Annotated in this window: 11 protein-coding genes; 8 read left to right on the top strand and 3 right to left on the bottom strand. The window is 50.3% G+C overall.

Translation table 11 applies throughout. The annotated features are described in order from the left end of the window. The first annotated feature begins 164 nt into the window (after nt 1-164). From BLV87_RS03445 to BLV87_RS03410, 8 genes are all read left to right on the top strand, one after another. Nucleotides 165-1292: a Re/Si-specific NAD(P)(+) transhydrogenase subunit alpha gene (locus tag BLV87_RS03445; protein WP_093065611.1), complete on the top strand. Its 1128-nt coding sequence runs from the start codon at nt 165-167 to the stop codon at nt 1290-1292. A 2-nt stretch (nt 1293-1294) separates the two neighbouring features. Beyond that, nucleotides 1295-1582: an NAD(P) transhydrogenase subunit alpha part 2 gene (locus BLV87_RS03440; RefSeq protein ID WP_093065438.1), complete on the top strand. Its 288-nt coding sequence runs from the start codon at nt 1295-1297 to the stop codon at nt 1580-1582. A 2-nt stretch (nt 1583-1584) separates the two neighbouring features. After that, nucleotides 1585-2961, top strand: coding sequence for an NAD(P)(+) transhydrogenase (Re/Si-specific) subunit beta (locus BLV87_RS03435; protein WP_093065436.1), 1377 nt, complete (start codon nt 1585-1587; stop codon nt 2959-2961). 346 nt (nt 2962-3307) lie between these two features. Beyond that, the gene (locus BLV87_RS03430) at nt 3308-5365 is read left to right on the top strand and encodes a primosomal protein N' (protein WP_093065434.1); all 2058 of its coding nucleotides are present in this window, start codon (nt 3308-3310) and stop codon (nt 5363-5365) included. A gap of 88 nt (nt 5366-5453) precedes the next feature. Further along, entirely contained in the window at nt 5454-6221 is a 768-nt protein-coding gene (locus BLV87_RS03425; protein ID WP_093065432.1) for an SPOR domain-containing protein, read from the top strand. 48 nt (nt 6222-6269) lie between these two features. Continuing rightward, nucleotides 6270-6986, top strand: a complete 717-nt coding sequence (locus tag BLV87_RS03420) for a Bax inhibitor-1/YccA family protein (RefSeq protein ID WP_093065430.1) — start codon at nt 6270-6272, stop codon at nt 6984-6986. Between the two features lie 71 nt (nt 6987-7057). After that, nucleotides 7058-7894 carry a symmetrical bis(5'-nucleosyl)-tetraphosphatase gene (locus tag BLV87_RS03415; RefSeq protein WP_093065428.1) on the top strand — a complete coding sequence of 279 codons (837 nt, stop codon included), beginning with the start codon at nt 7058-7060 and terminating at the stop codon, nt 7892-7894. After that, on the top strand, nt 7887-8375 hold the full coding sequence (locus tag BLV87_RS03410; protein WP_093065426.1) for a hypothetical protein: 489 nt from the start codon (nt 7887-7889) through the stop codon (nt 8373-8375). Before BLV87_RS03415 ends, BLV87_RS03410 begins: the two co-directional genes overlap by 8 nt. Here the strand turns inward: BLV87_RS03410 and BLV87_RS03405 are convergent. Genes BLV87_RS03405 through BLV87_RS03395 form a run of 3 tightly spaced genes read right to left on the bottom strand, consistent with a single transcriptional unit; the run spans nt 8367 to nt 13911 of the window. Beyond that, complete coding sequence (locus tag BLV87_RS03405; RefSeq protein ID WP_093065424.1) at nt 8367-8864, bottom strand: chemotaxis protein CheW; 498 nt, start codon at nt 8862-8864, stop codon at nt 8367-8369. The two genes, BLV87_RS03410 and BLV87_RS03405, sit on opposite strands and share 9 nt — an antisense overlap. Then, complete coding sequence (locus BLV87_RS03400) at nt 8861-12067, bottom strand: hybrid sensor histidine kinase/response regulator (protein WP_093065422.1); 3207 nt, start codon at nt 12065-12067, stop codon at nt 8861-8863. The genes BLV87_RS03405 and BLV87_RS03400 overlap by 4 nt, the downstream gene beginning before the upstream one ends. Nucleotides 12068-12105: 38 nt before the next feature. After that, entirely contained in the window at nt 12106-13911 is a 1806-nt protein-coding gene (locus tag BLV87_RS03395) for a FimL-related protein (RefSeq protein WP_139282116.1), read from the bottom strand. Nucleotides 13912-13914: the final 3 nt, after the last annotated feature.

The following is a 13914-nucleotide window of genomic DNA, read 5'->3' as shown; positions in this document are numbered from 1 at the left end:
AAAGCCGGGGTTTCCCGGCTTTTCTTTGTACGCTATCCGTATGGAAATACTTCATTCCCGGCTAATATTCCGCTAGTATGTTGACCCTTGATCTTGGTTGGATCGCGCTTTTCCACCTTGATAACATTCTACTTTTCACCATTACCCCTCTGGAGACAGAAAATATGTCAATCAAAGTGGCTGTACCCAAGGAAACCGCCGAGGGCGAGCGTCGGGTTGCCATCGAATCCAGCGTCATTGCCAAACTCACCAAATTGGGTGCTGAAGTGTTGGTGGAAGCTGGTGCTGGTGATGCAGCACATATTCCTGATACTGCATTCAGCGGCGCTACGATTGTGTCAGCAGCCCATGATTTGTATCAACAAGCTGACATCGTGCTCAAAGTTCAGCCTCCTTCTGAAGCGGAAATTGCTCAATTACGAGAAGGCAGTGTGCTAATTGGTACGTTACAACCCTATAAATATCCAGAGCGTATCGCCGCGCTCAACGCAAAAAATATTACTAGCTTTGCGATGGAGCTGATTCCACGAATTTCGCGGGCACAAGCTATGGATGTGCTTTCATCACAAGCGGCAGTCGCTGGTTACAAAGCAGCTATTATGGGTGCTGATCTTGCACCACGCTTTTTCCCGATGCTGACAACAGCGGCTGGCACAATTCGCCCCTCAAAAGTCATTATCATTGGTGTCGGGGTAGCAGGTCTGCAAGCGATTGCAACTGCACGGCGTTTAGGTGCAGTAGTGGAAGCTTATGACGTGCGTTCTGCCACCAAAGAGCAAGTCCAATCCCTCGGAGCAAAATTCATCGAACTCGGTATTACTGCCGAAGGTGAAGGTGGCTATGCGCGTGAACTGACTGCCGAAGAAAAGCAGAAACAGCAAGAGGAACTCGCCAAACACATTGCAACAGCGGATGTGCTGATTACCACAGCTGCAGTTCCTGGTCGTCCCTCCCCGAAGATCATCCCTGAAGCCACAGTGGAAGGCATGAAGTCTGGTGCGGTCATTATCGACTTAGCAGCAGAAGGCGGCGGTAACTGCACCCTGACACAACCTGGCAAAACCATCGTACATAAAGGCGTAACCATTCACGCGCCACTAAACGTACCCAGCCAAGTGCCAGTACATGCTTCCGAAATGTACGCTAAAAATCTGCTCAACTTCTTATCACCGATGTTGAAAGACGGCGCGTATGCGCCCGATTTCAACGATGAAGTGATTGCAGGCGCGTTACTCACACACGAAGGCAAAATCATGAACGAAGCTATTCGCCAACTGGTTGAAGGAGCATAACAATGGAAGGTTTTATCGCCATCTACATCTTCATTCTTGCCGGGTTTGTCGGCTATGAAGTGATTTCCAAAGTGCCGGTTATTCTGCACACCCCGCTGATGTCGGGTTCTAACTTCGTCCACGGCATCGTCTTGGTCGGGGCAATGGTCGTATTGGGTCAGGCCGAAGGGTTCACCGAGCAACTGGTCGGCTTCATTGCCGTAGTATTAGCCGCAGGCAATGCGGTCGGCGGTTACGTCGTGACCGAGCGGATGCTGGAAATGTTCAAAAGCAGCAAAGGGGATAAATAAACATGAACCTTTTTGTTGAAATCTTTTACTTGGCAGCCGCTGTGCTGTTCATTCTTGGCCTTAAGCAAATGGCATCGCCCGTCACCGCACGGCGCGGCATTGTGTGGGCTGGTATCGGCATGGTGTTGGCAACGCTGATTACCTTCGCGCACCCGCACGTCAACACTAACTATCTGCTGATCATTATCGGGATTGCCGTCGGCGGCGGTATTGCCTGGAAAACCGGCAAAGAAGTCGCCATGACCGATATGCCGCAAATGATTGCACTCTACAACGGCATGGGCGGTGGTGCAGCGGCTGCGATTGCGGCGGTGGAATTAATCAAGCAGCATGAGATGGATTCGACCGTACAATTGCTGGCGGTGTTCGGTGCATTGATTGGTTCAGTGGCCTTCTCCGGTTCACTGATTGCCTTTGGTAAGTTGCAAGGCATTAAGCAATTGCGCGGGGCGTTCCGTTTCAAAAATCAGCAGCGTATCAATGCAGGGCTGTTTATCGTGGTGGCATGGATGGGCTTAGGCATTGCGACCAGCGGTACGGATTACGGTATGTTTACGCTGTTCCTGTTCTTTGCCCTAGCGTTGGCGTTTGGCGTGATGATGACGCTGCCGATTGGCGGCGCGGATATGCCCGTCGTTATTTCCCTCTACAACGCTTTCACAGGTCTTGCGGTCGGTTTTGAAGGTTACGTACTGGATAACCCTGCAATGATGATTGCGGGGATTGTGGTGGGTTCTGCGGGTACATTGTTAACACAGTTGATGGCAAAAGCGATGAACCGCCCGATTACCAACGTGCTGTTTAGCAATTTCGGCGAAACCACGGGTGAAGCACAAGAAGTCAGCGGTTCAATGAAAGCCATTGAAGCACCTGACGCAGCCATTATGATGGCGTTTGCAGAAAAGGTCATTATCATCCCCGGTTACGGCATGGCAGTGGCGCAAGCCCAACACAAAATCTGGGAAATGACCAAGCAATTGCAAGAGCGCGGTGTGACTGTGAAATTTGCGATTCACCCCGTCGCGGGGCGGATGCCGGGACACATGAACGTATTGCTGGCAGAAGCAGGCGTGCCGTATGACATCATTTACGACCTTGATGAAATCAACGAAGAATTCCGCACCGCCGATGTGGCGTTGGTCATTGGGGCGAATGACGTGGTGAACCCAATTGCACGGACTGACCCCAACAGCCCGATTTACGGGATGCCGATTCTGAATGCGGATTACGCCAAAAACGTAATCGTCGTCAAACGTGGTCAGGGAGCAGGTTTTTCCGGGATCGAAAATCATCTGTTCTTCGCTGATAACTGCCGGATGCTGTATGGCGACGGGCAGGCTGTTGCTAATGAATTGATCAGCAACATGAAGGAACTCTGAACATCAAGTCTTGACAATCATAAAAAAAGCCCGGTTTATCCGGGCTTTTTTATGAGTTGTCCACATCATAACCTTATGTTCATATTTCATTTAGATTTGTCAACCATGATACAGAAAAATAACTTAAGTCACTGATTATTAAAATACAAAATGAATTGATTGTTTTTTAATCAAAGTGTATAAGTGCTTATCAGACAAGGCTTAGCGGTAACTGTCCGCAGTTCTTCCACAGAGTTATCCACAGGTTCTGTGCATAACATGAATTTCCGCTTATGTAGCAAGGAGTTGTTAAGGTTTCCGTAAGTTCCATACGCTATTACGCCACAATTCCGCTAAACTTGCCGACATGAATCAAGAGCGCCACATTACCCAAGTTGCAGTGCCACGCCCACTACGTACCTTGCTGAGTTACACCCTAAGCACAGAGCAACAACCTGCGCCCGGAACCCGTGTTCTCGTTCCCTTCGGCAAGCAGTACGCGGTCGGGTTAGTTATGAGTACTGCCACTGTCGCAACAGATGCCGCTGATAACAGTTTCATGCTCAAAGCCGTGGAAACCATCCTCGACGCTACACCGTTGGCTGACCCACATTTGCTGGAACTGTTGCAATGGGCAGCACGTTACTACCACCACCCAGTAGGTGAGGTAATCTTTTCCGCGTTACCCGGAGCCTTACGCAAACCAAAACCCTTATCCAGTCGCTTGCAAAAATGGTTAGCAGCTCCCCCAACTTGCCTCGCGGCGGAACCCAACCCCGATGGCAATGAGCGCTTACCAAACACACTTCTACTCACAGATGAACAACAGCAATGTTTGCACAGTATCCAGCAATGGAATCAGCAGACCCCACGCCGCCCCATCCTGTTACACGGCATCACGGGCAGTGGCAAAACCGAAATCTACCTACGCTTGATTGAGCCACTGTTTACCGCCGGTAAACAAGTGCTGGTGATTGTTCCCGAAATCGGCTTAACCCCACAATTGCTGCTACGCTTTGCCCGTTTTTTTGGCGATACCCCGATGGCCTGCCTGCATTCCGGTTTAAGTGATGGTGAGCGCCTTAAAGCGTGGCTGCAAGCCCGCAGCGGCGCTGCCCGCCTTATCATCGGCACACGTTCGGCTATTTTCACCCCCGCCCCTCACCTCGCCATGATCGTGATCGACGAAGAACATGATGCATCTCTCAAACAACAAGAAGGTTTTCGCTACCACGCCCGTGACCTAGCGATTAAACGGGCGCAGATGCTCGACATTCCCATCGTCATGGGAACCGCCACCCCATCGCTAGAAGCGCTTTATAATGCTCAAACCTCACGCTTTCATTACGTGCGTCTCAACCAACGCCCCGGCACAACCCGTAAACCTGATCTGCACATTCAGGATACCCGCCCGTTTGAATTACAAGCAGGTCTGACTCCCCACAGCCTACAAGCTATCCGCCAAACCTTGGCACGGGGCGAACAAGCGATGGTATTTCTCAACCGGCGGGGTTTTGCCCCGACACTCTTTTGCCCCGCTTGTGGCTGGCACGCCAGTTGTCAACATTGCAGCGCCAACTTGACTTGGCACGCCCGCCGCAACCGCTTAGTCTGCCACCATTGTGGTGCTGAACAAGCCACTCCCTTGCAATGCCCAGTATGCAAAAATCCTAAACTCACAACCCAAGGGCAAGGTACCGAGCGCTTGGAACTTACCCTACAAACCACCTTCCCCGCCGCCTTAGTCGTGCGCATCGACCGCGATAGCACCAGCCGCAAAGGCCAACTCGAAGACAAACTCAGCACCGTGCGCGGCAATGACCCATTGATTCTGGTCGGCACACAAATGCTGGCAAAAGGCCACGACTTCCCCAACCTGACCTTAGTCGTCATCCTTGACATCGACCAATCGCTGCTCAGTACCGATTACCGTGCTCTCGAACGCCTAGGTCAATTACTCGTGCAAGTGGCGGGGCGTGCCGGGCGAGCCGATAAACCCGGCAGAGTCATCCTGCAAACCAGTCAGCCGGAGCACCCTTTGTTGCACCAACTGGTCGGGCAAGGTTACACCCCCTTTGCGCGTCAATTACTGGAAGACCGTAAACGCTGGCATTTCCCACCGTTTGGCTACCAAGCCCTGATCCGTGCCAGCAGCACTGCTAGTATGGAGAAAGCCTTGCAATTTCTGGAACACATCAGCCAACGGCTGCTGACCATTGATAGCGCTACGATTCAACGTTTAGGGCCGATTCCAGCCCCCTTGGAAAAGCGAGCCAACCGCTACCGTGCCCAATTGCTATTGAGCAGCCAGCAACGTGCAGCGCTCCATGCGGCATTGCACCAACTGCTACAACAAGCAACAACCTTACCGGGACGTTCAGGAGTACGCTGGTCGATTGATATTGACCCCATTGAATTTAGCTAGATTTCACTTGAAAATATGAGCCATAAGTGATTCATTCCTGAAGTTTTCGCTATAATCATAGAACACTCTACAATCGAGACATCACACCATGACCAAAGATTTCAAAAAACAGGCCGCAGCGGGCAGTGCCTTTGGGCAATACGGTCTGGGTTGGATGGTGGGTGGCGTTGCTATTGGCCTACTGATCGGGGCTGGCATGTACGCACTTGCCAACAAAGGCAATGCCCCGGATGCAACCGCTACCACTCCCCCCGGCATCAATACGGCCAACCTCAGTGAGACAACTAACCCGGCAACATCCACTCTCAGTACAACTGACGTTACGGCAACAGGCGACAATGGCGGCACATCCACACCACAGAACCTTAGTTCACAAGATCAACCCTCCGATGAAACACCCGGTTTCAGTTATCACGCCGTACTGCCCCAATTGGAAATAGACGTGCCACTCGCAGTACAAGTTGAGCAACAGACGACTGCCACTAAAGAACCCCGTGATACTAAAAAACAAGCGGCTGTGGAACCTCCACCAAAGCAAGCAGACAAAAAAACCGTTGCGGTCAATACCCCTAAAGCCGATACACCTAAACCAGAAACCAAGAAAGCCCCCCCCGCTGCTGCAATCACCGGGGCTAATGCTCTTCAGATCGGTTCCTATAAAACGCCGGATCAAGCGGCTGATATGCAAAATCGCTTAAAGAAAAAAGGACTCAATAGCCGGGTTGAAACAGCCAACATCCAGGGTACAACTTGGTTTCGGGTACGCGTGGGGCCAGCCTCTTCCCCGGAAATGCTACAAAAATGGCAACAAACCTTATCTGGCATGGGAATTAGTCCCATGGCAATTCGTATGTAATCATAACAGCCATATCATTGACTGACATAAAACAAGGGAGGCACTAACATGGCATACTTGGACATGAACTCCGGTACACTGGTTGCCAATGCCAGTGAAACCGAGCGAGCGGGTTTCATTCGCCGCACTTACTTGCATTTAGGCGGGGCAATTGTTGCTTACGCCGCACTCACCACCTTACTGATCCAATCCGGGGCCGCAAAGCCGCTCATGCAATTGATGCAAGGTAGTATGTGGAGCTGGCTCATTGTATTAGCCATGTTCATGGGCGCATCTTACCTCGCTGACAAATGGGCACACTCTGCTATTTCCAAAGAAATGCAGTATGCGGGTCTGGGGCTGTATGTCGCTGCATTTGCGGTTATTTCTACCCCATTGATTTACGGGGCATTGAACTTCGCCCCTAACCCGAATGTATTACCAAGCGCAGCCTTATTGACCTTGATGCTGGCTGGTGGGATCACCTTCACGGCATTTACAACCCGTAAGAACTTTTCTTTCTTAGCGCCGTTTATCACCGTCGGCAGTTTCATCGCTTTAGGCGTAATTTTAGCAAGCATCTTGTTTGGGTTTACGCTGGGTCTGGTGTTCTTTGGCATTATGATTGTGTTTGCCGGAGCCGTTATGCTGTACCAGACGTCACAAATGATCCACGAATACCACACCGATCAACATGTCGGTGCATCACTGGGGCTATTTTCCAGCGTCGGCCTGATGTTCTGGTATATTGTACAATTCCTGATGAGCTTGACGGGCAACGATTAAGCCTGACATCTCCCCTTCGTGTTTGACAAGGCGTCCTTCGGGACGCCTTTTTATTGTTGGAGAATAATTCTATGGCTACCTACGCAATTGGTGATTTACAAGGGTGTTACGACCCTCTCATGCGCCTCTTGGACAAGCTGCGCTTCGACCCTCGGCAAGATACGCTATGGTTTGCCGGTGACTTGGTAAATCGCGGCAAACAATCCCTCGAAACCTTGCGTTTCGTGCGCTCATTACGTGATGCTGCCATTTGTATTCTGGGCAACCATGACATCAGCTTGATTGCAGCACACCACGGGCTGCGCAAACCACACAAAAGCCTGAAAACCTTGTTAGATGCACCTGACTATCCCGAATTGATAACTTGGTTAACGCAACGCCCCCTGCTACACGTGGATACAACCTTAGGGTACGCTATCAGCCATGCAGGTATCCCCCCGCAATGGGATTTGACAACAGCCCAAACCTGCGCTCGCGAAATTGAAAGGGAACTCCGTAGTCCAACCGTTGCTGACTGGCTTGCACACGTCTATGGCGACCAACCGGATACTTGGAATCCAGTAGCAACCAAATATGACCGCCAACGTTATATTCTCAATGCCTTTACCCGAATGCGCTATTGTCGCCCAGATGGCAGCCTTGAATTCAATACCAAAGGCAATCCATTTGAATCCAATCAATCCAGCTCACTCATCAGCACGGAACTTATTCCCTGGTTCAAATATCCAACAAAGCAAACATTAGGCTTGACCACCTTATTTGGACATTGGTCTACTTTGGGATACTATAATGGCAATTATGTCATTGCGCTGGATACGGGCTGTGTATGGGGCGGACAACTCAGCGCCATTAGAATCGATACAAAAAACCAACAACTGATTAGCATTCAATGTGACGACTATGGCTGACGAAAAAAAAGATACTGAACCCAGTAATTACGCTGGAACTGTTAAAGTAAATATCCGTGGGCGGGATTATTACGTACATATATCCGCACCTATGCCTATGATGTCATTGGAAGACTTACAAAAAGGGCTAGAACGTAACCGCGCAATCATTAAGACAAGTCAGGAAAAAATGCGCGATACGTTTGTCATGGAAGCATTTGAATATGCTGCACCATGGCTTTTAAACTATGACAGCCCTACACAAGATGCGATTCAAGCACACATCAATATCAATATGTTAGTCCCGCTGATCAACCTCAAAGGAGGCAACGCCAACTTTGAAAAGCCTGAAACATTCCCCGTCAAACAACGTGTTGAACTCATGCGCAACGTGGCAGAGAAAAGCGTCTTCATGGATCGGATGCTGCATCAAAACACCATGAGCACCGCGATTACCATGACCTTCATGCTGGTGGTCGTATTAGGGTTGGTACTACTCTAACAAGGCGGACTCAGACTGTTCCGCCGTCAACTGTAAGACTTCTGCCAAAACTGCCTCAATCGCAGGCAAATCGGGGATAAAACACAGCAAATGCGAAGCACGCACCTGACGTGCCACATAGGGACAACGTTGTACATTACCGCTGTGATCGTCTCGCAAGGTATCTGGCAAAATATCCAAGGTATTCAATCCCCCCTGAACCCGTAACGCAATAAATGGCAAACTGGGTAAAGTGGATACCGTATGCAAAATCAGGCACTTGCCCTCGTCAGACTCCCCGGCCTCTTCCTGCATACACAGTGATTCCAATGACACCACGGGAATTTGCCGGTTACGCCACTGCAACCAGCCCTCAACTCCCGGATGTTCCGAAGGGGTGAGTTCCCCCCCCGTCACCAATTCCGCCATCAAATTGACCGGTAAAATCAGACTCCCCTTATGCAGACGCACAATCAGGCTTTTAATTGCTGGTTGTTGTATAGGGTTCATGCTGGAACATCCTCCCACTCGTGTGTATTGTCAGCATCGTGTCCGTTGGCTAACACCTCTTGCAAGGCGTCCAACAACACTTCGTTCTGGTAGGGTTTGCCGAGGAAGCCCGTAGCGCCCAATGAACCGGCGTGTTCACGGTGTTTTTGTGCCGTGCGCGAACTGATCATGATGACCGGCAACCGCATCCATTGCGGGTCACGCCGCAAATGCCCCAATAATTCAAAGCCATCCATGCGAGGCATTTCAATATCCAACAACACCACATTAGGCTGGAATTCAGCGATGTGTTCCAACGCCTCCATCCCATCTTTCGCCGTCATCACGGTGTAATCGCGGCTAAGGAGGAATTTTTCCGTCACGCGGCGTACCGTAATAGAATCATCCACCACCAACACCCGTGGTGGCCCGGCAGGTTCTTCAGGTGAGGAAATGTCTACTAAGGCTGGTACATTAGACAAATGCTTATCTGCTAACACTAAACGTGCTAACTCTGCCATATCTGGAACTAGGAATACGCTACCATCAGGGGAGACCGTCGCTGCCGAGTATAAACGGCAACTCTTGAACAAAATTCCCAAGGGTTGCAACACCACTTCGCGCCGCCCACGAATGTGATCAATGATCCATGCAACCGACTGCCCATGTAACTGGATAAATACCACAGGAAAACGTTCATCAGCAGCAAAAACCTGCTCTACACGTTGCCCCCCTAGTACTTCTGCTAAATGATGCAAGGCGTAAGGCTCCCCTGCAAACATTAACTTCTCACTCTCCTCCTGCAATGCCACCTGAATCTGCTGCCCGGATAGCCGTGCCAACCCCTGCACGCCTGCAATGGGCACCGCATACACCTGCCCTTGCACCTCAACCAATAAGACCGGGTTCACTACCAAGGTGAACGGTAAATGCATAGAAAACTCCGTGCCCTCACCCTGAGTTGAAGCGATTTGTAAGCTCCCCCCCAACGCTTTGAGTTCGGAATGTACAACATCCATACCGATACCACGCCCGGAAATTTGGCTAATGGTTTCCGCTGTGGAAAAACCAGGGCGTAAAATCAAGCGATCCAACTCCGTATCCGGTAGCGTCTGCCCCTCACTGAGAATGCCCATCGCAAGCGCCCGTTCATGCAAACGCTCACGATTCAAACCACGCCCATCATCGCGAAAACGGATCACAATTTCGGCATCATCCCGACTAATACTCAAGGTGATATTGCCAGTACGGGGTTTGCCCGCCTTTTCCCGCTCTTCTGGCGCTTCCAACCCATGCGATATAGCATTGCGGATCAAATGCTCCAATGGAGCTGTCATATTTTGCAGCAAGTTACGGTCTAACTCGCAATCTTCGCCCCGCACTTCCAACGCCACTTGCTTACCTAGTTCGCCTGCCACTTGCCGCGTCAAACGGCGTAAACGTGGAACCAGCATGGTGACTGCAACCAAACGGGTATCCAACAAATCCCGCTGAAGTTTACGGGTTGTGCGCATATCCGCCTGCAATAACTGTTCCCCCTTACGCACTTGTGCGGCTAAGTCGGCCTCCAGATTCACTAAGTCGTTAAGGCTTTCAGCAAGCGAGCGGGAAATACGCTGGATTTCGGCATATTGATCCATTTCCAAGGGGTCAAAATCAGTTGCATTTGCACTGCTGCTAATCGCTTGCAAACGTTTGCTGCGCCCATCATGGATACGGGCTTCACTTTCCACTTCTAAGGTGCGAATTTGCTGACGTAAACGTGCCACAGTACGCACCAATTCGTCTACATCCATCCCCATGCTACTGAAATGTTCAGACATGTGTACTTGTTGTACATTGAGTTCCACTACCCGATCAATCAAATTATCTACAAACTGTGCAGGCAAGCGAATAGTTTCGTGAGGATTCGTATTCGTAACACTGGATTCGATGGTATCGACTGGTTGAGCAGGTCGTGCACTGTCCAACATACTAATATCGGGCAAGCTATCGGCTTGCTCCTGTAATAACCGCTCCAGCAAACTGCCCGACTCGCTTTGTGCAGCACGTTGACGCACCCAAGCATCAGCTATAGGGGAGGGCATGGGTTCAATGACAGAGGATAGGGAAACGGCATCGGGCTGAGGCTCTAACACCACCACCGGTTCAACAGGTACGGCGCTGATTGCCGCCACCTCAACCTGCTTCAGTGCCTCGGTTAGCGTATGCAAACGGTCAACCGCTAGTTGTAAAGCTTCAATATCAGCCTCCGAAACCTGCCCGGTTCCGTGCAGATGGCTTAATAGAGTTTCGGCATCGTGGCTGACATCAGCCAGTTCGGTTAAGTGAGCCATCCGCGCTCCACCTTTGAGGGTGTGGAACTCGCGCTCGAGTTCGCGGATGGTTTCACGCTCTTCGGGCATATCGCGTAGCTGTTGCAGATGGTAGTCGAGCGCCTGAAGCTGTTCGGGAACCTCCTCCCAAAACAACTGCCAAATCATACGGGCTTCCGCTTCCGCTTCCGCTTCCGCTTCCGCTTCCGCTTCCGCTTCCGCTTCCGCTTCGACAACATGATCTGGTTCTAATAATTGCATTGCAAGAGGGGCAATCTCTGGCAAGGCAGATGTAGTTTCGACACGACTGACAGACGGCAGAAAGTCAAAAATCTCCTCCGCCTCTTCCAGTGGTCGATCAGTCTCAACGTTTAGTGCTATTTCAGGCTCAAACGAAATAACCGTCTCAGCCTCCACTTTAGGTTCCGCAGCCACGACTATATCTGGCAACGGCTCAACGTCGACCAACAACGCTGGCTGTACGATTGGCTCTGGAGCAGAAAAGTCCCATGTTTCCAAAGGTGCTGCTTCCGGCGGTAACAAAACGGCTTCAGCTTCGGCAATTATCTGCTCGACACGCGCATCTTTTTGTTGTGCATTCAGAAAAAAATCTAGTCGGGCGCGTAATTCCTCAACTGCTTTGCCTATCTGTATGGAAACCCGATCATCTGCCTTTAACTGTCCACTCAGTACATGATTCAACAGGTCTTCGTGAATCCAAGCAAAATCACCCAACGCAAACGCACCCGCCATACGTCCGCTGCCTTTCAGGGTGTGAAAGGCCCGACGAATCTCAACCAAAGCATCACGATTAGTACGTGCTTGATCCCAGTGTGGGTAAAGTGTCAGCAGATTCTCACTGATTTCAGTCACTTCTTCACTGAAAATATCGAAGATATCCTCCCCCAATGTTTCACGTAAACTGGGGGAGGCAGGGGGGATCGGTGTTAGGCAGGGGTTAATGCTGGTTGGATCGGCATCCGTAAGCGCTGAAGTAAAGTCGAGGGTATGAGCTGTTTCGCTTTTTTTTTTGCATCAACATCTGCTTCCAGCTCTGCCAAGTCAACTTCACCTAGCAGATTCAGATCACTCGAATGATCCAGTTCCCGCAGTTTAGCAAAGCCTATCGGCAATAATGACAAATAGTCATCCTGATACAAGCGTGCTGATACCGACGCTTCAAACAAGGTTAAAACATCTGCAAATATGGATAATTCATCCTGTGATGGCTCACGCTGGTTCGCCAACAGATCCTCACGCACGTAGCGCAAGGCAGTATCGACCAGCGGTAACAGTTCGCTCGTGCCAGCAATAGTCAACGCCCCACTAATATTTTCCAGTGAAGTCGCCACCTCTTCTAAACACACAAACGCCCAACCCTCCTTATAAAACGCTACCATCCGTGACTGTGCTTTACTCAGCTCTGTTAATGTCGTGCGTAACAGGCTACGCTCATCAGAAGGATCTGTAAGGCTATTACCGACTGCCTCACTGAAAATAGTGTCCGTCAGGTCATGTCCCGTTTCCGCATACTCGACCAAGACTTTTTCCAAACGCGCATAGTGGGTACTGATCTGCAAAATGGATTCTAAGTCCTGCACCTGATCGCCAGACAGTCTGTCCTTTAATTCCATTACCCATTCGCTGGTAAACCCAGCAGCTCGTGATAAACCAAGCATAGTTAAAGTACTAGCCAGATTTGCTGTCCTATCAATCAATTTAGCTAACAGTTCAGGTTGACGTTCCTGATCCTGCATAGCCTCTAAAACACCCTGCAAGCTACGTAGTTCTTCAGTGACCGACGAAGCTACCGCCCGCCACATATCACGCCCAGGCGTGGTGTAGTAATGACGCAACTCATCCAAGGTTTCACCTTGAGGAAGATACAGATCCAAGTGGTAAGCTGCTTTCACTTTATCCGTAATGACAGCGCCATTCTCCGCTAATCCAATGTAATACAGGAGATTTTTGATGAGTTCATCTGACAAACTTTGCTCGTAACGTGCTTCACCCTGTTCAGAAAAATGACGAATCTCACGCTCTAGCCGCCCCATCAACATTTTGACGGCAACCCCCTGCTCTAAACGCCCATGCTCAAGTGCATCAGCTAAACCAGAAGCAATCCACCACAGCGAACGCAAGCGTCGGGTGCGGTTGAGCTTGATCATATTATCGGTAACTTTGCCTGCGGCTTGTAACATGCGTTCTGGTTGTTCATTACGGAACCATCCCAACAGCGCTTTTTGCAAGAAAAATCGCAACTTATTGCTAACCTGCTGCAATTTTTCTAACGGTAGCGCAACATATTCACTCGTACCGATCAATTCATCGCTGGCATGACCCTCTTCTGGCAAGAAGATCAAATGCTCAGATAACAGTTCAGCATCGCGAGCTGCCCGCAGATTATTCAACGTCGGCAACACAATCACCGGCAAATCGGCATAGCCTTCTTGTAAATGCTTGAGGTATTCCGATAATTGCAGCAAACCTTCCGCAACTGCCTCCTGTGCTGCACGCAGATTTTCTACCCGATCCTGAATCAAAGCATCTAACAACAACAAAATTTCCCGGCTGAGCATACTGACACCACTGGCATCCAGTATCTCTAACACCCCATTCAAGTGGCGGCAGGTTTCACGGCTACTACTGAGTTCACTCTTGTCAACCGCCTCAATGTAACGCCCGAAGGACTGGCGTGCTTGCTCAATCGCCTGCTCAGTGTCCTTGACGATCCACCCAAGACGGCTAGCCAAACT

This window comes from Thiothrix caldifontis, from assembly GCF_900107695.1.
GTDB lineage: Bacteria > Pseudomonadota > Gammaproteobacteria > Thiotrichales > Thiotrichaceae > Thiothrix > Thiothrix caldifontis.
This window is presented reverse-complemented; position numbering and strand designations above follow the sequence as displayed.

Coding starts and splice junctions, on each gene's coding strand:
- BLV87_RS03430 (WP_093065434.1), top strand. CDS start 3,308: ATGAATCAAGAGCGCCACATTACCCAAGTTGCAGTGCCACGCCCACTA.
- BLV87_RS03440 (WP_093065438.1), top strand. CDS start 1,295: ATGGAAGGTTTTATCGCCATCTACATCTTCATTCTTGCCGGGTTTGTC.
- BLV87_RS03445 (WP_093065611.1), top strand. CDS start 165: ATGTCAATCAAAGTGGCTGTACCCAAGGAAACCGCCGAGGGCGAGCGT.
- BLV87_RS03425 (WP_093065432.1), top strand. CDS start 5,454: ATGACCAAAGATTTCAAAAAACAGGCCGCAGCGGGCAGTGCCTTTGGG.
- BLV87_RS03435 (WP_093065436.1), top strand. CDS start 1,585: ATGAACCTTTTTGTTGAAATCTTTTACTTGGCAGCCGCTGTGCTGTTC.
- BLV87_RS03420 (WP_093065430.1), top strand. CDS start 6,270: ATGGCATACTTGGACATGAACTCCGGTACACTGGTTGCCAATGCCAGT.
- BLV87_RS03415 (WP_093065428.1), top strand. CDS start 7,058: ATGGCTACCTACGCAATTGGTGATTTACAAGGGTGTTACGACCCTCTC.
- BLV87_RS03410 (WP_093065426.1), top strand. CDS start 7,887: ATGGCTGACGAAAAAAAAGATACTGAACCCAGTAATTACGCTGGAACT.
- BLV87_RS03405 (WP_093065424.1), bottom strand. CDS start 8,864: ATGAACCCTATACAACAACCAGCAATTAAAAGCCTGATTGTGCGTCTG.